We start from the raw sequence: 19,600 nt of genomic DNA, 5'->3' as shown, positions 1-19,600 counted from the left end.
ATTTCTAGACGTTTCATGAAATTTCAAACTACTTCGCGACAAACTTGACGAAACATGAAGAAATCTATATCAACATCTATATAGTAATGTATTTTTTGCCAATATTTGTGAATGCAAGGAGACGAATTTATGAACAATTTGTGAAAAAATGGTTGCGTTTACAATCCAATCCTTAATACGGTTGTATTTTTCAAATATTTTCGCTATTATCTACAATTAGAGACGCTCTTTGTAGCGAAGCGAAAATTAAAGTAGGTGAGCTCATTTTATGCATCAAAAATATTACAAATTTCTAAAATGGTTTGCTGTTTTGTCTACCCTCGGCATGTTGCTCATCCTTCAAGGTGGAGCACTAGTTACAAAGACTGATAGCGGTTTGGGCTGTGGAAGAAACTGGCCGGACTGCAACGGTTCATTAATACCGAAAGAAATTACGACTGAAGTATTAATTGAATTTTCTCACCGTCTTGTAACGGGTTCAGTATCCATTTTTATTCTTATTCTCGTTATTTGGACATGGCGTGCACTGGGCCATATACGGGAAGTTAAACTTTTAGGGTTTTTGGCGCTATTCTTCCTTGCTCTTCAGGCACTCATTGGGGCTGCGCAAGTATTATGGGGACAAGGTGACTTTATTTTAGCGTTACATTTCGGGATTTCGTTAATCTCATTTGCGGCTGTATTGCTGCTTACCTTGATTGTATTTGAAGTCGACAAAAAGTTTGATGCCGATCGATTGTACATGAGCAGGAAATTAAAAATACATACTATTTGCGTTACTTTATATTCATATATAGTTGTTTATACAGGGGCTCTTGTACGTCATACCGATGCTAGTCTTGTTTGTCCGGACTGGCCGTTCTGCCGTAATGATCAGCCGATGACGATACCGTACAATATGTATGAGTGGGTTCAGATGGGGCACCGTTTTGCAGTGTTAATTTTCGTAATTTGGATTGCTTATATTGCCATCCATGTTATCAGAAATTACAAGAGTCAGCGGATCATTTTCTGGGGATGGACGATCGCTCTATCACTTGTCATCTTCCAAGTGATTGCGGGCATGCTCGTAGTCTTGTTGAAACTTCACTTATTCGTTTCATTAATGCACTCGTTACTAATTACACTTCTATTCGGTTTATTATGTTATTTGATTATGCTCGTTTCAAGGTCTAAATAAATTGAATAGATTTGATAGTTACTAGAAAAGGGAGATTGCTAAGTGCAGTCTTCCTTTTTCTTTTGTTTATTTTAGCGAAATAATCAAATTGGAAGGGCGCCAATTATATTCAAACCTTCGTGCCCCCTTGGAAGCGTCCGCCACAGCGGAGAACAATGGTTTTCAACAATAAACAAAATAAAGCGCCGCAAATTTTTAATTCCAAATTTGCGGCGCTTTTCATATTAACCCAGCCTGATGTGTTCTATTCTAATTCAATCAGCAGATCGCCTGTAGAAATGGCGTCTCCTGCTTTTGCATAGATTTCTTTTACAATGCCGTCTTTTGGCGCTTGAACGGTTGTTTCCATTTTCATCGCTTCAGTAATTAATAAGTGCTCACCGCGTTTAACTGTGCTTCCTTTATTAACTACAACTTTTAGAACTGTACCTGGCATTGTTGCACCAATCTGGTTCGGATTTGAAGGATCGGCTTTCAATGCGATGCTGCCATCTACTTCAACTGTTAAGTCTTGAATTACCAGTTCACGTGATTGGCCATTCAGTTCAAAGTAAATAATACGTGTGCCGTCATGCTGCGGTTCACCGATCGATACAAGTTTCACTATCAGTGTCTTTCCTTTTTCGATTTCCACTTCAATTTCTTCGCCAAGTTTCAAACCATAGAAGAATGTTGGTGTATCGAGTACAGAAACATCACCGAATGCATTTACTGCATCAATATATTGCTCAAATACTTTCGGGTAAAGCGCATAGGCCAATACGTCTTGTTTAGACGGAGCCCGTCCACATTTTTCGGTTAATTCTGCTGTCAGCTGATCAAAATCAACCGGCGGCAATAATTCTCCCGGACGAACAGTAATCGGTGTACGATCCTTCAATACAACTTTCTGGATTTCTACCGGGAATCCGCCATGCGGCTGTCCTAAATAGCCTTGGAAGAATTCAATAACGGATTCAGGGAAATCAATCGTTTGTCCTCGCTCAACAATATTGTCTTCCGTTAAATCATTTTGCACCATGAATAATGCCATATCCCCTACTACCTTTGATGACGGTGTTACTTTTACAATATCACCGAACATTAAATTTACACGGGAATACATTTTCTTCACTTCATCCCAACGGTCGCCTAAACCGACTGCTTTTGCTTGTTGCTGCAGGTTACTGTATTGTCCGCCCGGCATTTCGTGAACATAAATTTCAGAATGTGGTGCGTTCATGCCGCTTTCAAAATCTACATAGTATTTGCGGACATCTTCCCAGTAGTAAGACAATTTTTCCAGACTCTCGATATCTGCACGTACATTACGCTCAGAACCTTTCATTGCATAATACAATGAGTTGGCGCTTGGCTGTGATGTTAAACCAGCCATTGAACCTAGTGCTGTATCAATAATATCAACACCCGCTTCAATTGCTTTCGCGTATAAGTAAATGCCGTTTCCGCTCGTATCATGTGTATGCAGGTGGATAGGCAGACTAGTCGCGTCTTTCAGCTCGGAAATAAGTCGATATGCAGCTTGCGGTTTCAGCAGTCCCGCCATATCTTTAATCGCTAAAATATGTGCACCTGTCGCTTCCAGTTCACGTGCCATATCTTTGTAGTATTGAACCGTATATTTTGCACGGCTGTCATCAAAAATATCGCCTGTGTAACAGATTGCCGCTTCTGCTACTTTTCCGCTATTACGTACTTCATCGATTGCTACTTCCATGCCTTTAATCCAGTTAAGCGAGTCGAAAATCCGGAAAACATCCACACCTGAAGAAGCGGATTCCTGAATGAACTCACGGATCAGATTATCCGGATAGTTCGTATAACCTACCGCATTTGCTCCGCGTAACAGCATTTGAAACAGAACATTCGGAATTTTCTTTCTAAGTTTTTCCAATCGGTCCCATGGATTTTCACTTAGGAATCGGTATGCAACATCAAACGTTGCCCCACCCCACATTTCAAGTGAGAAATAATCATGCATCAGACGAGATGTTTCGTCTGCAATTTCAAGCATATCCTGTGTACGCACACGCGTTGCAAGCAATGATTGATGGGCATCACGGAATGTCGTGTCTGTCAGTAAAACATCTTCTTGCTCTTTAATCCATTTCACAAGACCGTCTGCGCCTTGGGCATCAAGAATTTGCTTTGTGCCTTCCGGAGAAGGAATCAGAATGTCTACTTTCGGTTTGTCCGGCTGTACAAAAATCGGCTTTGTACGTTTTTCAACACCTGGGAATCCATTTAATGTGACATTTCCGATATAGTTTAATAGTTTTGTTCCACGGTCTTTACGTTCCGGGAATTCAAACAATTCCGGTGTCGTATCGATGAAGCTCGTATCAAACTCGCCTTTTATAAATTTCTCATGTAAAACAACATTACCTAAAAACGGGATATTCGTTTTCACGCCTCGAATACGGAACTCACGTAAGTTACGGTCCATTTTTGCCGCGGCTTCTTCAAACGTCATTCCCCAGGTCGAAATTTTTACAAGTAATGAATCATAATATGGTGTGACAACAGCGCCCTGGAAGCCATTACCCGCATCCAGACGAACCCCAAAACCGCCGCTTGAACGGTATACCATTAGTTTCCCAGTATCCGGCATAAAGTCATTTGCAGGGTCTTCCGTTGTTACTCGTGACTGAATCGCGTAACCGAACAGCGGAATTTTGTCCTGTGCAGGAATACCAACTTCTTTCGAGTGCAGGTCACGCCCTTCCGCAACCTTAATTTGTGCATGCACAATATCAAGACCGGTAATCATTTCAGTAATCGTATGTTCAACTTGAATACGCGGGTTTACTTCAATGAAATAAAATTGATTGTCTGCAACTAAAAATTCTACAGTCCCTGCATTAATATAGCCTACATTTTTCATCAACTTAACAGCTGCATCACAAATATCATTGCGGAGCTGTTCGGAAATAGAATTTGACGGGGCAATTTCCACTACCTTCTGGTGACGTCGTTGAATTGAACAGTCACGTTCATATAAATGTACAATATTGCCGTATGTATCCCCGATAATTTGTACTTCAATATGTTTCGGCTTAATAATCGCTTTTTCCACATATACTTCGTCTGAGCCAAATGCCGCTTTTGCTTCTGATTTAGCACGCTCATAAGCTGATTGCAGTTCTTCTTTGGAATTCACTAAACGCATTCCACGTCCGCCGCCGCCAAGAGCCGCTTTAATCATGATCGGGAAGCCATATGTTTCACTGAACTGTTCTACTTCCTGTAAATTTGCTACAGGACCGTCCGTACCCGGTATAACCGGAATTTGTGCAGAAACTGCCTGTTCACGCGCTTTAACTTTATCGCCGAACATATCAAGATGCTTTGAAGTCGGTCCGATAAATTGAATGCCTTCTTCTTCACATCGGCGTGCGAAATCAACATTTTCCGATAAAAAACCGTAACCAGGATGGATCGCATCCACATTAGCCTCTTTGGCAATCTTAATGATGCCTTCAATATCCAAATAAGCATCAATCGGTTTTTTACCTACGCCGACGATATATGCCTCGTCTGCTTTATAGCGGTGATAAGAACCGCTGTCTTCACGAGAATAAATTGCCACTGTTTTAATATGTAACTCATTACAGGCGCGTAAAATACGGATGGCGATTTCGCCTCGGTTTGCAACTAAAATCTTTTGAATCGACTTCATTTCTCCCTAACCCCCAATTACTTTCTTTTTTCCAATTTGTGATGTGTGGATACATTAATAAGTATCCCCATTGCCACTGAGAGCAATAATATAGAAGTACCGCCATAGCTTATAAAAGGTAACGTTACTCCGGTTAACGGGATAAGTCCCGATAATCCACCTAAATTAATAAAAGTCTGTAATCCTATCCATGTAGAAATGCCCGCCGCCAACATTCGTGCAAGCGGATCTTTTGTTGACATCGCAATATAATAACCGCGCATCACAATAAAGCCTAAACCAAGAATAACAATTGAAACACCAAAAATCCCTAACTCTTCGGCAATAATCGCCATAATGAAATCGGTTTGCGGTTCAGGCACGTACCCCAGTTTTTGTATCGACTGCCCAAGCCCGCGTCCTTCCAATCCCCCTGCTCCAATGGCATAATAACCGTTGACAACATGATATCCGGAATTAAGCGGGTCGCTGAAAGGATCTAAAAAGGAAGTAATACGGCCTCTTCGGCTTGCGTTAAAAACCGTATCCCATTTAAAGATTAAAATCCCGATCATTCCGACAACACCGAGTGCCGAGAGAAGTCCAAAAATCCTGCCGAGCGTTTTACCCCTAAGTCCGCTCGTAATTACAACAACAAGTGCAATGGCTACAATTATAACAAGTGCACCGAGGTCGGTTTCAAAGCCGACAACAAGTACGATAAATAACCACATGCCCAGCGGATACGATACATCATCAAATGTTAACAGCTGCATCGAACCCCGGTTCACACTTTTACGGTAAAAAGTTCCCGCAAAGAAAATAATAATAAAGAGTTTAGCAAATTCGGATGGCTGGAAATTCATAAGCCCGAACAGGCTGATCCAACTTCTGGAACCATTCACATTTTTACCGGCTATTAAAAGCCATAACTCTAGTATAAACATAGCTGCCAGCAAAAGACCTAATATAGATTTATTGGATAATCTTTTATAGGGTATGATAACAGCGACCGTAAACAAAATCAGCGCCAAAATGATATTGACGAGCTGGCGATTGTAATAGAAATTAGGATTTGCATCATATTGCATAATAGAAACCCAAATACTCGAGCTGTAAATCATGACAAGTCCAAATAACATCAATAAAATATAAACGAATAACAAACCATAATCAAAATTGCGGAAATAATTTTTAAAATACTGTTTCATGTAGTAAACCTCATCTTTGAAAAAAAAACTCAAACCGCAATGTAGCGTTTGAGTTTTCTTTTATTTGTCTGTATACGCATCATGTAATAAAGAAAGCTCTTTCTCCAACGAATCGAGAATTTGCTTACCTTGTTCACGTTCGATCAGCCCTAGTTTCGCGGCAAATTCAATTTCACGCGATAAACCAAACATTTGTGTATCTAAAACTTCTTCATATAACGGACAAGATGGCATTGTCAGATTATCCATTTGTACGCGAATTAATCGAGCAATTTTATCTGCATCCGCAGTTAACAGCTCTAATGCTTTTTCCTGAAAGGAAGCTTGTGCTTTCGTATCCATGAGGACGCCCCCATCTATGATATTTCTTCGATTCTATCTTAGTAAAGTGTATCTTTTTACATTCAAAAATGCAAGTGTCTTTGTATGTTTTGCGTTCAATTCAATTATATTTCTTTCTATGAAGAATCGCGTTATAATTATGAAGGAACTTAGTGAAGGGGGACTTACAAATGACCGAAACAATCATTCCAATTAAAGGTGCGGTTAAATTTGAACTAACATTAGATCCTACTGTATGGATTTTTGATGATCGTAAACTGGATCTGAATACATATTTTGTATCAGAAAAAGTTGAAGAAAATAACGAAAAATATTTACGTGATATGGGCGCGCACTGGTCGCGTGAAATTATGGAAGGTGCAGTATTTCCGCCTACATTAAAAACTGAACGTAAATTTGACCGTAAAGGCATGATGACAGGCACATTCGGTATGGAAATCAAACCATTCCTGAAAAATGCAGAACTTGCTGATGGTGCAAATGAAGTTGTTTTTGAATGTACGACAGGCGAGGAATTTGCATTTCCGTTAGCGCAGGCTGAAAGTTTCATTTTCAAGTTCAGCCAAGATGGCAAACCGCTATTAGAAGATGGACCAGTACATGTATTATTTGCTGATGGTTCAAATGTTGAAAATCCAATAAAAAATGTGCGTGCGATTCGTATTCAATAGGAGGATTTCGTCATGCGTGTAAAATGTGTCATTTGCGATACACTACATGAACTACCAAACGATTTACCTTTAGCGAAAAAATTACGCAATCGTCCCATCCATACGTTTATGTGTCCAGAATGTTCGGATCGTATTTCCGAAAACACACATAAACGAATTGCCACAGGAAAATTCCGCTTTTTCCGAACATCATCAAAATTTGATGAAGAGTTTTAAACTACGATTTGGAAAACTAAAAACCCATTTTTCTCATTGAGAAAAATGGGTTTTTGCATATAAAATTTCCGAATCTTTATAAGGATTTTATTAAACGAACTTATTAAAATTTAAAAGACTGTTCGTGGAATTTGAAATCGACGAAGCTTTCTCCGTTAATTTTGCTAAGCTGGAAAAAGTTCAAAACTTCTGTTTTTACCCCTTCTAAAACACGTTCTTCATCAACAACATACGCTTCTATCGTAACGGGAATTTCGCCGAACTGTGATTTTAAAGCATCTGCAATTTGCTGAGCTGTCGCTTCCGAAACCTCGTCATCCACTAATAAATGGACAGTCGCTTTTTCCGCTTTCACATTTTCAAGTGCTGTCTCTTCTTCCAAACCTTTCTGGAATACATTCGACATCACTAAAATTTCTTCTCCCACAATTGGTTGAATCAGTTCATTCACTTGCATGTTTACATTTTCACCATAATATTCGCCAAAATATTGACCGTCTTTTACTTCAAAATCATACACTATTTTTGATGTTTCCGATTGGACAGTTATTTCAAAATCATCACCGAATGCAGGTGCCGTAGATTTTGTGACAACAAATTGTTCGTTATAAATTTCACTTAATTCCGCAGCTGCATTATCTTCATTTTTCGCAGATAATACTGCAGGTATAAAAATAACGCAAGATATAATAATTATCGCTAAACCAACAATGATAAAGACTTGTTTTTTTGTAAGATTCATTTTACTCTACTCCATTTTTGTTATTATCCCCAGTTATGAATTATAACGCTCCGAATAAAGCGTTTTCAAACAAACCGCCTTAAAAAAAGAAGGGAATGTGTCCAAATTAACACATCCCCCCTCTTTATTAACTTAGTTGTTTCGCTTCTTCACGTTTCTCACGCCACAAACGTGATTTATAAATGATCAGAATTAGCGCAGCTACAATTAAACCTTCAATCATCGGTAAAAATAACGCTAAAAATGTTAACACGATACATCCTATAAACAGGAACGCATAGATGATGACATTTCTGCCGAATGAAAGTTTTTTTGCAAAACCAAGTTTGTATACAATTGCCGACATAAGGAATACAAGAACGAATGTTGCATAGCCAGCTATTTCGTAGCTCGGTAAATTTTCGTATAAATATCTTGTAATTCCGGACATACGATTAAACACGTATTCACTTTCATTTGTAGATACAGTTGCCAGTAATACTAAATTAAAATAGCTACCAAACACAGCCATAATATTCAACATCATTCAACCTTTCCTTAATGACGCCAATTAAGCTTCTAACTCAGCGTTCTTTTTCTTTTTAGCAACACGCTCACGTTCACCTTTATCAAGGATCTGTTTACGTAATCGGATTGATTCTGGAGTTACTTCCAGGTACTCATCATCGCCTAAATATTCCAATGCTTCTTCAAGCGTTAAAATACGAGGCTTTTTAATAACATTCGTTTGGTCTTTATTCGCTGAACGGATGTTTGTTTTTTGTTTTTGTTTCGTAATGTTTACAGTAATATCGCCATCACGGTTGTTTTCACCAACAACCATTCCTTCGTATACTTCCGTACCCGGCTCAATGAATAATGTACCACGGTCTTCAATACCCATCATACCATAAGTTGTTGATTTACCATTTTCCATAGAAACAAGTACGCCTTGGTGACGTCCGCCTACTTTACCAGGTACTACTGGTGCATAGTGATCAAATGTATGGTTGATGATACCGAAACCTTTAGTAATCGACATGAATTCAGTTGTATAACCGATTAAACCACGTGCTGGTACGTTAAAGATTAAACGTACTTGTCCAGAACCGTTGTTTACCATATCAAGCATTTCACCTTTACGAGTACCGATTGATTCAATGATAGATCCTACTGAATCTTCAGGAACGTCGATTTGAACGCGCTCAATCGGCTCAGATTTTACGCCGTCGATATCACGGATGATAACTTGTGGTTTAGAAACTTGTAGCTCATAACCTTCACGACGCATGTTTTCAATTAAGATCGATAAGTGAAGCTCACCACGACCAGAAACTGTCCAAGCATCTGGAGAATCTGTATCTTCTACACGTAGAGATACGTCAGTTTGTAATTGTGCACGTAAACGCTCTTCGATTTTACGAGAAGTTACCCATTTCCCTTCGCGACCTGCGAATGGTGAGTTGTTTACTAAGAATGTCATTTGTAATGTTGGCTCATCAATGCGTAATGGTGTTAATGCTTCTTGATGCTCGGTTGGACAAACTGTCTCACCAACGTTAATATCTTCCATTCCTGATACTGCGATTAAATCACCAGCAATTGCTGTTTCAATTTCTTCACGTTTTAAACCGAAGAAACCGAAGATTTTTGTTACACGGAAGTTCTTCACTGTGCCATCTAATTTCATAAGAGAAACTTGTTGACCTACAGAAATTTTACCGCGGAATACACGACCGATACCGATACGACCAACGAAGTCATTATAATCAAGTAATGCTACTTGGAATTGTAATGGCTCGTCCGAGTTATCTACTGGAGCTGGGATAGCTTCAATGATTTTCTCGAATAGGCATTTCATGTCTTCTTCTTGGTTAGCTGGGTCTGGATCTAATGATGCAGTCCCGTTTACACCTGAAGCATAAACAACCGGGAAGTCTAATTGATCATCATCTGCACCTAGTTCGATTAATAATTCTAATACTTCATCTACTACTTCTAGTGGACGAGCTGAATCTTTATCTACTTTGTTAACTACAACGATTGGTGTTAAACGTTGCTCCAACGCTTTCTTTAGAACGAAGCGCGTTTGCGGCATACAACCCTCATACGCATCGACAACTAAACAAACGCCATCTACCATTTTTAAGATACGTTCTACTTCTCCACCGAAGTCTGCGTGTCCAGGCGTATCAAGGATGTTGATACGAGTTCCATTGTAATTTACTGCAGTATTTTTAGCTAAAATCGTAATTCCACGTTCACGCTCTATATCACCAGAGTCCATTGCACGTTCTTCAACACGTTCGTTTGAACGGAAAGTCCCTGATTGTTTTAATAATTGGTCTACTAACGTTGTTTTACCATGGTCAACGTGAGCAATAATTGCGATATTACGAATATCTTGACGTAAATTTGTCATTATTCCACTCCATATTCTTTTTTCAATTGTTTAACTGTGATATTATAGCACATGAAAGATTAAATGTCTTTTCACAATAATTAATTACATTTATTGTCACATATAAAAAGTATATGGAGGTATAAACGATGAATAAAGCAAAATTTGTGATGTTTATCTACGCATTAGCTGCGATTCTTTCAATGATTAGCATTGGATTTGCATTTTCTCTTGTTTTCATGACAGGACCAAAATATGAAACAACTGGCTGGATCGGTGTTATTTTAGGTGTTATCGTAATGTGCGGAATTTTCGGTATGGCATTTAAGACAAAACGTAAATTCAGAGATCAAGGTTTACTATAGAAATAAAAACTTCGGTGTTGTAATCCAAAACCCCTATTTTTCTCTACGAGAAAAATAGGGGTTTTTTGTTTGAAAATTGTTTTCCATTCCGGGTCGGACGCTTTCCGCGGGCGTGGCCTGAGCCTGTAGTCTCAGGCGTCACGCTATTCCCGCAGGAGTCGCCTCCCCTCCATTCCAATCAATTTTATAAAATATCCGTTTCATATAGTGAGTTTTTATATTCTCTAATTAATTTCTACATCTGCCATACTTTATTTTTATTTTTTCACTTCAATATATTTCTCCAAAATTAACTGATGAATTGAAGGGTTGGCGATTAGGAATGTATCTTTCGATAAATAATCGAAATCTTCGCCTTTTAGGTTAGTCGCAATTGCCCCTACTTCTTTCGCTATGATGACGCCACCGCCAATATCCCACGGTGCTAGGCGCATGGACATATAGGCATCCAGCTTGCCGCTTACAACAAAGGCGATTTCCATTGCAGCAGATCCGTAAGAACGGGTTCCGCGTACCGTACGGACTAGTTCAATAATTTTTTCATGATTGATGCGATTATTCGGTGTAACCCAGTTCGCATTGATACCGATTACCGCCTCTTCGATTTTCACCGGCTGCAGCTTGCGCAACGGTGAATCATTATACCATGCACCTGCACCTGCAATTGCATTAAATAGATCTTCTCTCATTACATCAAATATGTAGCCCAATACTCCGACGCCATCTACATATATACCGATAGTAATCATGAAATGACGGTGCTGCTTAACAAAATTCATCGTGCCGTCAATCGGATCGATAATCCATACAACCCCTTCAAGGCTATCGACCTTTTCACCCATTCCTTCTTCACCTAAAATACGATGGTCCGGATTAAATACTTTTATTTTTTCAATAAAAAATAATTCCGTTTCCCGATCTATATTCGTTACTAAATCATTGGGATTCGACTTTGTTTCGATTTCAATATTATAGGAAAATGCTGCTCGAATATTTTTTCCCGCTTCAAAAATAATTTCTTTTGCAAATTCATCCAGTTTTTTTATATCCATCGTTCATCCACCTTCCGACAACAATCGCTAGTTTATATATATGTAAAAATAATGAGCGTTTTTGAAGTATTCTCATTATAACAAAAAATCACTTGCTTTCTTACGTCGGCAAGTGATTTTTTATTTTGGAAAGGTTTTTTTGTTACGCATATGCATGTAGACCTTTTAATTCCTCTTGAATTTCTGTTAATCGTTTTTTAGATTTATCAATTTCAGATTGATTTTTATCATTCATCGCCGCATAGAGTGTAGCTAGTTCATAATCCATTTCCAACATTAAAATCTCTTCATATTGCTTTTCAATATCAACTTTGCGTATAATCTTAATCATCTGTTTCATAATAAATCACTTCCTTATCATAATTTTTCAGACTTTATCCACACTGGATAATATAAGTAATTCCTTAAGACATATAGCCTCACCTTTGATATTTTCCGTTGGTATAAAGTTTCTATTACAAGATTTTTTCCCAAAAAATTAATAAAATAAACATAAAACGAAAGGAATTATAAAAATATGAGTATTGTCAAATGGACTAAAGAAGACTTCCAAGTATTTGATATCGACGGTCTGGATGAGCGTATGGAAGCTTTAACTACAATTATCCGCCCGAAGTTCAATGAACTATCCGATACGTTTACAGGGTATTTCAGTGCACAAACAGGAGAAGAGTTTTTCGGTCATGTGGCCAAACATGCCCGTCGTACTGTAAACCCGCCAAAAGATTCCTGGGTTGCTTTTGCTCCTTATAAACGTGGTTATAAAGCTTTGCCGCATTTCCAGATTGGGTTATGGGGTACGCACCTTTTCATCGTTGTTGCAGTGATTTATGAAGCGCCGCAAAAAGAGGAAATGGCACAGCGCCTACTGAAAAATATGCAAGTCATCAAAAATTTATCCGATGATTACGTACTTTCAGGCGATCATATGCAGCCAGATACGATTTCTTTAAAAGAAGCGCGCACCGAAAAGCTTGAACAGCTCCTTATACGCCTGCGTGATGTAAAAAAAGGAGAATTTCTTGTTGGGCGTCGTATATCTGCAGATGAGGCAATTAATATGTCTGCAGAACAGTTTTTGCAATTGGCTGAACAAACTTTCGATGAGCTTCTCCCTGTTTATGAAGTCATCAAAGGTTAATTGCAACCATTTATTATTAATATGTACAAAAGACTGCTAAACATTCCAACAATTTAAAAATAATTTAAAAAATTCTTAATATTAAAATTAAAAGCAGCATTTTCCCCGGATGAGAAAATGCTGCTTTTTGCTGTAATGAAAATCCGTAGCTTTCATCCGTTTCTCGCCTTACTTAACCGATGAACTTCATTCCAACAGCTTTTTCATTACATTCTTACAATTTGCCCGTCCGCTAATTCTTTTGCAAGCTTTACAACACGGTACGGTACATAAGAGCTCGCCTGTTCAAATTCACGGCAAATTGTTTTTTCTTCCGCCTGGGAAGGGACAATCTCTTTAAAACGTTTATAGCGTGCCATGACTAGTTCACGCTTTGCACCTTTTTCGTAAGCCATTTCCACAACTTCAAAAAAGCGTACGACATCCACCATTTCATCTGTCGTCCAGTCCGTTGATAATGGGTATGAATATTCCATAGTTATAACCTGCCTTTAATCATTACTGTCCCCATTTTAAACGGATTTTTTCCGCTTGTACAACCATACGCTGAATTAATTCTTCCACTGATGGTACATCTTGAATTAATCCTGTTACTTGGCCAGCCCAGCCATATCCCTTTGTCGCATCGCCGCCATAAATGAAATTTTTGTTAGCTTCACCGCTTATATATGATTTCAGCGCTTCATATGTAGGCGTTTTATCTTCTACTTCTAAAATTTCATCCGTAAATGCATTGCGGATCACTCGGGCAGGTGCACCGATCGAGCGTTTAATGATCGTCGTATCTGTTTCTTCACTTTCAATCAGGGCGTTTTTATATGCCATAGAAGCATGGACGCATTCTTTCGTCGCAATGAAGCGTGTACCCATTTCAATTCCCTCTGCCCCTAATGCGTGCGCTGCCATCCAACCACGTCCGTCTCCGATTCCACCTGAAGCGATAACCGGAATCGAAACACTGTCGACAACTTGCGGCACAAGCACCATTGTTCCGACATCGTCTCGCCCTAAATGACCGCCGCCTTCTTGCCCGACAACCATTACTGCATCCGCGCCAAGCTGTTCTGCTTTTTGAGCCTGTCGTTTCGCAGCGACGAGTACAAGTTTTTTACATGATGCATCTTTTAATATGTCGAATATCGGTGCAGGATTTCCTCCAGTAATCGTCACTACAGGTACATCCATTTCACCGGCTACTTCGATCATCTTTTCGTAACCTTTTCCATGCATTCCTATTGCAAAGTTTACTCCAAACGGTTGATCTGTCATTTCTCTCACTTTTTTTATTTCTTCTTTTAACGCTTCCGGTGATGGTAAGCTCATAGCGGTAATCTGTCCTAATGCTCCTGCATTGGAAACTGCTGCAGCAAGCTCTGAATAGGCCAAGTATGCCAATCCGCCTTGAATAATAGGATATTGAATTTGCAATAAATCAGTAACTTTTGTTTGCCATTTCATTGTTATTCCTCCTAAAATAATAGCTGTTAATTCATTTGATTGAAATATTTATATAGTCAGCAACTTTAATAGGTGCTATAATTCACTTGTTTTTAAAAAATACTAAATAGTGAGGTGGTACCTGCGTTGTCACAGTTAGAGACTCCTTTGTTTGATGCATTACTTAAGCATCGCAACAGACACCCTATCCAGTTCCATATCCCAGGCCATAAAAAAGGGCAAGGCATGGATCCAGCTTACAGAGAATTTGTAGGCGACAACGTTTTATCAATTGATTTAATTAATATTGCTCCACTAGATGATTTACACGCTCCTAAAGGTGTGATTATGCAAGCACAAAATCTTGCTGCTGAAGCCTTTGGTGCTGACCATACATTTTTTTCCGTGCAAGGTACTAGTGGCGCCATTATGACGATGATTATGACTGTCGTCGGTCCAGGCGATAAAATTATAGTACCGCGGAATGTACATAAATCGATTATGTCAGCGATTGTTTTTGCAGGTGCTATCCCTATTTTTATTCATCCGGAAGTTGACAGTGAGCTCGGCATTTCTCATGGTATTTCACCTGAGTCTGTGGAGCGTGCATTGACGACGTATCCAGATGCGAAAGCCGTACTTGTCATCAACCCGACATATTTCGGTTTTGTTGCAGATTTAAAACGCATTGTCGAAATAGTACATGCACGTAATATTCCAGTAATTGTGGATGAGGCTCATGGCGTTCATATTAAATTCCATGATGAGCTGCCGTTATCAGCAATGCAAGCAGGTGCGGATATGGCTGCTACAAGCACACATAAGCTTGGTGGCTCCATGACCGGCAGTTCTGTCTTAAATGTGAGAGAAGGCCTTGTAACAGCTAAAAGAGTACAGGCAGTATTCTCTATGCTGACAACGACATCGACTTCCTATCCATTACTGGCGTCTTTAGACACGGCACGTCGCCAGCTTGCTGTCCATGGACATGACTTGTTGGATGAAGCAATCCGTTTGGCTAAAGATGCCCGGAAACGCATTAACGCAATTCCGCATCTACATTGTGTAGGGCGTGAAAAACTCGGGACTTCCGCTACTTTTGATATGGATCCGTTAAAGCTGTTAATTTGCGTTAAAGATTTAGGCATTACCGGACATGTTGCAGAAGAATGGTTGCGTCAGAACGCAAACTTGGAAGTAGAGTTGTCCGATTTATATAATATACTATGCTTAGTAACTATCGGAGATTCGAAAAAAGAGATTAATTTACTTGTGAATGCTTTGACACGTATGTCGAAAAACTTCGAATCGGAAGCATCGATTACTGAAACAAATGTTCAAATCCCTGAAATTCCTGCTCTTGCCATGACACCGCGCGATGCATTTTATGCTCAAACAGAAAGTATCCCCCTTGCACAGGCAGAAGGGTATATTTGCGCGGAGTTTATAATGGTGTACCCACCGGGCATTCCAATATTTATTCCCGGGGAAATAATTACGCAGAGCAATATTGATTTTATTAAAATGAATATTGAAGCTGGTCTCCCTGTACAGGGACCTGAGGACAGCACATTACAAAACATCCGTGTAATTAAAGAGCGAAAAGCGATTTATTAATATTTCGACAGACAGCTAAATGCTGTCTGTCTTTTTTAAAATAAATAAATCGAAATAAGCGGAATAATGAAAGCCCCTACAACCGCACTAAGCCCCATTGACAGCGACCCGATCGATAGATCTTCTTCACTATACTCCTTTAATTTTGTCAATCCGACACCATGTGAAGCACTTCCCATAGCTACCCCCCGACTGATAGCCGTATCAATTTTAAATAATTTAAATATAACCGGGCCCAAAATGGCACCAGTAAACCCTGCAACCATAACCATTACAGCAGTCAGCGGCGGTATCCCGCCAACAATATCACTTACTTGCATTGCTACAGGTGTTGTTAACGATTTTGGTAATGAAGTAAGGATAAATTCCTTGCTTGATCCGAAAAGTAAAAGCAATGCTACAACACTGATGAGACCCGCAATCATTGCGACAATGATGCTCGTAATAATGGAATATTTATATTTAAATATAAGCTCACGCTGGTTGTACAAAGGAAATGCCAATGCTACAACTGCCGGACCGAGCATTTTCGATATCCACTGTCCCCCTTCCATGTATGTTTCGTAAGGAATATTAAAAACTAGTAAAATAACAACCGTAATACAAGTCGCCGTTAAAATAGGCAATAAAAGTGGATGACCCACTTTCAAGTACAGTCTGTTCAGCAATACAAAAAGAAAAACAGTGCTACTTATGATGAACAGAATTAGCAGTAGATGCAGCAATCTTCTCCTCCTCCTTCATTTTACGTTCCTTTCTTTCTATTAATTTACTGACCTTACCGGTAATAACCAGCGCAAAAATTGTACTGATAATAACTGCTAAAACAAAAAGCCCTCCCGAGATCGTTAGCAATTCAGGATAATTGATGACGCCCACTGTTGAAGGAATAAAAAATAATGTTAAAAATGCCAGCATAAAGCTTGCACCGTTTTGTATGTATTTCACATTTAATATTTTAAAGTAGAGAGCTAGCCACAATATAAGCAACCCGATAATACTCCCAGGTATAATAATACCGGTAATTGAAACGATAAATTCACCTGCCAGGTAAAATAAAATGATAATGCCAATTTGAGCAATAGTACGAATAATCTCCACCTGTTAATCCCCTTTCCATAAAATTTCCTCATTATTCATTGGGAGCCCCTACTTATAGAAGTTTCACTTTATTGTACGTCTATTAAAAATATCTGTCTATTTTATTTTCCTGCTATAATTTGAACCATTCCTTGATATTTAAAGTAACAGGAAAAGCTACCTTGTTTAACTAATACAAGGTAGCCTCCGTAAATATTTACTAGTTAAAGTTATTTAATTTTCACCTGTTTTGAATCATTGAAAGGCCGTTATCATTAATTTTTCATTTCACTTGTTGTCTTTAGCTGGACATTTATCAGTGATCCTAAAACACGTCTTAAAACCAAAGTCAGTTCAGGTACCGTTGTTTTTTCAGAAATTACTTCTTTAGCAAATTGGATTGTCTTACTTATTTGATCGACAGAGTGCTCTGTCAGTTCATTGTACGGAATTTGATTGATATTGAATAGAATCGCCTTCATTGTATTGCGTAAAACGAATTCTGCGTTTTGGGTCGAAATTTTTCCATTGCTATATTTATAATGTGATTCCATTATTAAAGGGCATGTTTGAAGGTTCCCTGCGGCCGTAATTAGCCCGTCATAAGCTTGCGCTATATCAGTATACTTTTTGTTAATAGCGTTGACTATGGCGTGCTGTAACAGCTCATAAGAATCTATTGTAAAATCCTCTTTTTGCACTTCAAGCAGCTTTCTTACTAATACATCAAGTGCAATTGTGGCAAATCGATCTGTTTCACCGACGAACTTTTCTTCTTTTGGCTCCATTAATAGTACAACTGCCGATGATGCCCATTCACTTTGCAGTTTCTTTTTTTCACCAGAATTATTCATACCTCGACAACTCCCTTAATCAATGAAATCCTGCAAGCAGTGTGACTCCTGTAATTAGCGCTTCTTTCCCATTTTATTCGATTGCCATTAGATTGTTAGTTCTACCTTTTCGACTTTTAAAATGTATGTTTCAGTTATATATAACCATATTTCACAATTTAAAAACCTTTTTATTATATAGGAAAATTATTTTTTCGTTGTGTGCTTATTTCCGATTCATAGCCAATCGAGTAGGAGGCTAGCCATTAATTGGCTAGCCGACCTCTCACACCACCGTACGTACGGTTCCGTATACGGCGGTTCAATCTTTTGAGTATCTTCGCTCGTAAAGTTGGGACAGGTCTTTCAGTCCCCACTTTACGAGCCTTTTATTTGGAATGGCTTGGTGTAGAACCTCACTTCGTGATATTCGCCAGTATCCTTTTCTTGAATGTGCCGTTTTCATGGCTTCATCATGTTGGATTCCGTATTGGCGTAATTTCGCATATTTTGTTCGTGGTAGTTTCCACCGTTTCCATATTAATTGACGTAAGCGATGATTTAGCCATGCTTGTATTTCTCTGATAAAAGTTTTCATGTTAGCGATACCATAGTAATTTATCCAACCCACCGTTGTTTGATTGATTCTTTTCACAATCTCACGAAATGTCCCGGTTCGTTTACGACTCGTCAATGTTTTTAACTTATCTTTTAGTCGTTTCTTGGCGGACTTGATTGGTCGGTATCCAACTTTCCCGACAGATTTTGAAGATGAAAACCTAGGAATGTAGCTGCTGTTGCTCCACATACTTTACTTTTCTGCTCATTGATTGTTAGACCCAGTTCATCTTCGATAAATTTCTTGACACTTGTCATGACCCGTTCACCTGCTCTTGGCGACTTCACATAAATCACGAAATCATCCGCATAGCGAATGAATCGATGTCCTCGTTTTTCTAATTCTCTATCTAGCTTGTTTAAGTACACATTTGCTAGAATAGGAGAGAGTGGACCACCTTGAGGTGTACCTTCTGTCGTTTCAATGAGGATATCCTTGTCCAATATGCCAGAGCGTAGGAATTTCCATATTAACTTAAGTACGATTTTATCTGTTATGAATTCTTCTAGATAAGCTCGTAGCCGTTGATGATGGATTGTGTCAAAGTAGCTTTTCAAGTCACAATCGACCACTGTTCGAAAACCTTCCTCGTAATATCTCTTCGCAAGGGCAATCGCTTGGTGTTGATTTCGACCTTTTCGGAAACCAAAGCTTTTATTCGAGAAGTGTGGATCAATAATTGGATGGATTACTTGTAAAATGGCTTGTTGCACAACTCGGTCTAATACACATGGTATACCTAGATATCGTTTGGAGCCATCCGCTTTTGGGATAGCTACCCGCTTCACTGGTTGTGGCTGATAGGAACCATCTTTTAATTTCCTTTTCAATGGTTCTTCATATTTCATTAAATGCGCTTTCAGTCCATCAACTGTGATACCATCGATTCCAGGTGCTCCACCATTCCCTTTTACTTTCTTGTATGCGTTCCATAGGTTTCTATGAGACGTTACTCTGTCAATTAAATTGATACTTTCTTGTTTCTTCATTTCCATGTTTACATCCCTACACGCTCTTATATACTCTTTCGCTTCCAGCTTATCCCTCTATAAGTAG

The 19,600-nt window shown here is 38.9% G+C and carries 21 protein-coding genes; 6 read left to right on the top strand and 15 right to left on the bottom strand.

Translation table 11 applies throughout. The annotated features are described in order from the left end of the window. The first annotated feature begins 268 nt into the window (after positions 1–268). The gene (locus MKY71_RS04305) at positions 269–1,180 is read left to right on the top strand and encodes a COX15/CtaA family protein (protein ID WP_339175416.1); all 912 of its coding nucleotides are present in this window, start codon (positions 269–271) and stop codon (positions 1,178–1,180) included. 244 nt (positions 1,181–1,424) lie between these two features. On the opposite strand, the gene pyc is transcribed toward MKY71_RS04305, so the two are convergent. From pyc to MKY71_RS04290, 3 genes are read right to left on the bottom strand one after another with little or no spacing between them, the layout of a single operon-like run. Then, the gene (gene pyc, locus MKY71_RS04300) at positions 1,425–4,859 is read right to left on the bottom strand and encodes a pyruvate carboxylase (RefSeq protein ID WP_340731708.1); all 3,435 of its coding nucleotides are present in this window, start codon (positions 4,857–4,859) and stop codon (positions 1,425–1,427) included. A gap of 17 nt (positions 4,860–4,876) precedes the next feature. Next, positions 4,877–6,049 (bottom strand): FtsW/RodA/SpoVE family cell cycle protein, encoded by a 1,173-nt coding sequence (locus tag MKY71_RS04295; RefSeq protein ID WP_340731707.1) that lies wholly within the window; start codon positions 6,047–6,049, stop codon positions 4,877–4,879. 60 nt (positions 6,050–6,109) lie between these two features. Continuing rightward, a complete protein-coding gene (locus MKY71_RS04290) occupies positions 6,110–6,391 on the bottom strand; it encodes a YlaN family protein (protein ID WP_008403446.1) in 282 nt (93 codons plus the stop codon). Between the two features lie 170 nt (positions 6,392–6,561). Between MKY71_RS04290 and MKY71_RS04285 the strand changes: the two genes are divergently transcribed. Together MKY71_RS04285 and MKY71_RS04280 are read left to right on the top strand one after the other, a co-directional pair. After that, entirely contained in the window at positions 6,562–7,062 is a 501-nt protein-coding gene (locus MKY71_RS04285) for a peptidyl-prolyl cis-trans isomerase (RefSeq protein ID WP_339175413.1), read from the top strand. Between the two features lie 12 nt (positions 7,063–7,074). Further along, positions 7,075–7,278 (top strand): YlaI family protein, encoded by a 204-nt coding sequence (locus MKY71_RS04280; protein WP_339175412.1) that lies wholly within the window; start codon positions 7,075–7,077, stop codon positions 7,276–7,278. 103 nt (positions 7,279–7,381) lie between these two features. Here the strand turns inward: MKY71_RS04280 and MKY71_RS04275 are convergent, their stop codons facing one another. The 3 genes from MKY71_RS04275 to typA form a co-directional block, all read right to left on the bottom strand. Beyond that, positions 7,382–8,020 carry a fucose permease gene (locus MKY71_RS04275; RefSeq protein WP_339175411.1) on the bottom strand — a complete coding sequence of 213 codons (639 nt, stop codon included), beginning with the start codon at positions 8,018–8,020 and terminating at the stop codon, positions 7,382–7,384. A gap of 127 nt (positions 8,021–8,147) precedes the next feature. Beyond that, positions 8,148–8,546: a YlaH-like family protein gene (locus MKY71_RS04270; protein WP_339175410.1), complete on the bottom strand. Its 399-nt coding sequence runs from the start codon at positions 8,544–8,546 to the stop codon at positions 8,148–8,150. A 24-nt stretch (positions 8,547–8,570) separates the two neighbouring features. Next, positions 8,571–10,421, bottom strand: coding sequence for a translational GTPase TypA (gene typA / locus MKY71_RS04265; protein WP_339175409.1), 1,851 nt, complete (start codon positions 10,419–10,421; stop codon positions 8,571–8,573). A gap of 128 nt (positions 10,422–10,549) precedes the next feature. Here typA and MKY71_RS04260 point away from each other — a divergent pair, with 128 nt between their 5' ends. Next, complete coding sequence (locus tag MKY71_RS04260) at positions 10,550–10,765, top strand: DUF5325 family protein (protein WP_008403452.1); 216 nt, start codon at positions 10,550–10,552, stop codon at positions 10,763–10,765. Positions 10,766–11,022: 257 nt separating this feature from the next. On the opposite strand, the gene MKY71_RS04255 is transcribed toward MKY71_RS04260, so the two are convergent. Both MKY71_RS04255 and MKY71_RS04250 read right to left on the bottom strand, forming a co-directional pair. Further along, on the bottom strand, positions 11,023–11,817 hold the full coding sequence (locus MKY71_RS04255) for an inositol monophosphatase family protein (protein WP_340731706.1): 795 nt from the start codon (positions 11,815–11,817) through the stop codon (positions 11,023–11,025). Between the two features lie 142 nt (positions 11,818–11,959). Further along, on the bottom strand, positions 11,960–12,157 hold the full coding sequence (locus MKY71_RS04250) for a hypothetical protein (protein ID WP_008403454.1): 198 nt from the start codon (positions 12,155–12,157) through the stop codon (positions 11,960–11,962). A 177-nt stretch (positions 12,158–12,334) separates the two neighbouring features. On the opposite strand from MKY71_RS04250, the gene MKY71_RS04245 reads away from it, so the two are divergent. After that, entirely contained in the window at positions 12,335–12,958 is a 624-nt protein-coding gene (locus MKY71_RS04245) for a YktB family protein (protein ID WP_340731705.1), read from the top strand. A 206-nt stretch (positions 12,959–13,164) separates the two neighbouring features. Here MKY71_RS04245 and MKY71_RS04240 read toward each other — a convergent pair whose 3' ends face one another. Continuing rightward, on the bottom strand, positions 13,165–13,434 hold the full coding sequence (locus MKY71_RS04240) for a UPF0223 family protein (protein ID WP_079524933.1): 270 nt from the start codon (positions 13,432–13,434) through the stop codon (positions 13,165–13,167). Positions 13,435–13,456: 22 nt separating this feature from the next. After that, positions 13,457–14,416 carry an NAD(P)H-dependent flavin oxidoreductase gene (locus MKY71_RS04235; protein WP_339175406.1) on the bottom strand — a complete coding sequence of 320 codons (960 nt, stop codon included), beginning with the start codon at positions 14,414–14,416 and terminating at the stop codon, positions 13,457–13,459. A 126-nt stretch (positions 14,417–14,542) separates the two neighbouring features. On the opposite strand from MKY71_RS04235, the gene MKY71_RS04230 reads away from it, so the two are divergent. Continuing rightward, positions 14,543–16,012, top strand: coding sequence for an aminotransferase class I/II-fold pyridoxal phosphate-dependent enzyme (locus tag MKY71_RS04230; protein ID WP_079524929.1), 1,470 nt, complete (start codon positions 14,543–14,545; stop codon positions 16,010–16,012). A gap of 35 nt (positions 16,013–16,047) precedes the next feature. Here the strand turns inward: MKY71_RS04230 and MKY71_RS04225 are convergent, their stop codons facing one another. The 5 genes from MKY71_RS04225 to ltrA all read right to left on the bottom strand — a co-directional run bounded on the left by MKY71_RS04225 (position 16,048) and on the right by ltrA (position 19,533). Beyond that, on the bottom strand, positions 16,048–16,737 hold the full coding sequence (locus MKY71_RS04225; protein WP_339175405.1) for an LrgB family protein: 690 nt from the start codon (positions 16,735–16,737) through the stop codon (positions 16,048–16,050). After that, positions 16,700–17,113 carry a CidA/LrgA family protein gene (locus tag MKY71_RS04220; protein WP_339175404.1) on the bottom strand — a complete coding sequence of 138 codons (414 nt, stop codon included), beginning with the start codon at positions 17,111–17,113 and terminating at the stop codon, positions 16,700–16,702. Before MKY71_RS04220 ends, MKY71_RS04225 begins: the two co-directional genes overlap by 38 nt. 254 nt (positions 17,114–17,367) lie before the next feature. After that, positions 17,368–17,946, bottom strand: coding sequence for a hypothetical protein (locus tag MKY71_RS04215; RefSeq protein WP_340731704.1), 579 nt, complete (start codon positions 17,944–17,946; stop codon positions 17,368–17,370). A 301-nt stretch (positions 17,947–18,247) separates the two neighbouring features. Continuing rightward, on the bottom strand, positions 18,248–18,733 hold the full coding sequence (locus MKY71_RS04210; RefSeq protein ID WP_340731703.1) for a group II intron maturase-specific domain-containing protein: 486 nt from the start codon (positions 18,731–18,733) through the stop codon (positions 18,248–18,250). After that, positions 18,637–19,533 carry a group II intron reverse transcriptase/maturase gene (ltrA, locus tag MKY71_RS04205; RefSeq protein WP_340731702.1) on the bottom strand — a complete coding sequence of 299 codons (897 nt, stop codon included), beginning with the start codon at positions 19,531–19,533 and terminating at the stop codon, positions 18,637–18,639. The genes MKY71_RS04210 and ltrA overlap by 97 nt, the downstream gene beginning before the upstream one ends. Positions 19,534–19,600 lie beyond the last annotated feature (67 nt).

The sequence above is a fragment of the Solibacillus sp. FSL W7-1324 genome, from assembly GCF_038008025.1.
In the GTDB taxonomy this organism is placed as follows: domain Bacteria; phylum Bacillota; class Bacilli; order Bacillales_A; family Planococcaceae; genus Solibacillus.
Note: the sequence above shows the minus strand (reverse complement) of the source record. Positions and strands in the feature narration are given on the sequence as shown.

Bases quoted from the DNA above. Each gene is read 5' to 3' on its own strand.
- MKY71_RS04305 (WP_339175416.1), top strand. From the start codon at position 269: ATGCATCAAAAATATTACAAATTTCTAAAATGGTTTGCTGTTTTGTCT.
- pyc (WP_340731708.1), bottom strand. From the start codon at position 4,859: ATGAAGTCGATTCAAAAGATTTTAGTTGCAAACCGAGGCGAAATCGCC.
- MKY71_RS04295 (WP_340731707.1), bottom strand. From the start codon at position 6,049: ATGAAACAGTATTTTAAAAATTATTTCCGCAATTTTGATTATGGTTTG.
- MKY71_RS04290 (WP_008403446.1), bottom strand. From the start codon at position 6,391: ATGGATACGAAAGCACAAGCTTCCTTTCAGGAAAAAGCATTAGAGCTG.
- MKY71_RS04285 (WP_339175413.1), top strand. From the start codon at position 6,562: ATGACCGAAACAATCATTCCAATTAAAGGTGCGGTTAAATTTGAACTA.
- MKY71_RS04280 (WP_339175412.1), top strand. From the start codon at position 7,075: ATGCGTGTAAAATGTGTCATTTGCGATACACTACATGAACTACCAAAC.
- MKY71_RS04275 (WP_339175411.1), bottom strand. From the start codon at position 8,020: ATGAATCTTACAAAAAAACAAGTCTTTATCATTGTTGGTTTAGCGATA.
- MKY71_RS04270 (WP_339175410.1), bottom strand. From the start codon at position 8,546: ATGATGTTGAATATTATGGCTGTGTTTGGTAGCTATTTTAATTTAGTA.
- typA (WP_339175409.1), bottom strand. From the start codon at position 10,421: ATGACAAATTTACGTCAAGATATTCGTAATATCGCAATTATTGCTCAC.
- MKY71_RS04260 (WP_008403452.1), top strand. From the start codon at position 10,550: ATGAATAAAGCAAAATTTGTGATGTTTATCTACGCATTAGCTGCGATT.
- MKY71_RS04255 (WP_340731706.1), bottom strand. From the start codon at position 11,817: ATGGATATAAAAAAACTGGATGAATTTGCAAAAGAAATTATTTTTGAA.
- MKY71_RS04250 (WP_008403454.1), bottom strand. From the start codon at position 12,157: ATGAAACAGATGATTAAGATTATACGCAAAGTTGATATTGAAAAGCAA.
- MKY71_RS04245 (WP_340731705.1), top strand. From the start codon at position 12,335: ATGAGTATTGTCAAATGGACTAAAGAAGACTTCCAAGTATTTGATATC.
- MKY71_RS04240 (WP_079524933.1), bottom strand. From the start codon at position 13,434: ATGGAATATTCATACCCATTATCAACGGACTGGACGACAGATGAAATG.
- MKY71_RS04235 (WP_339175406.1), bottom strand. From the start codon at position 14,416: ATGAAATGGCAAACAAAAGTTACTGATTTATTGCAAATTCAATATCCT.
- MKY71_RS04215 (WP_340731704.1), bottom strand. From the start codon at position 17,946: ATGAATAATTCTGGTGAAAAAAAGAAACTGCAAAGTGAATGGGCATCA.
- MKY71_RS04210 (WP_340731703.1), bottom strand. From the start codon at position 18,733: ATGTGGAGCAACAGCAGCTACATTCCTAGGTTTTCATCTTCAAAATCT.
- ltrA (WP_340731702.1), bottom strand. From the start codon at position 19,533: ATGAAGAAACAAGAAAGTATCAATTTAATTGACAGAGTAACGTCTCAT.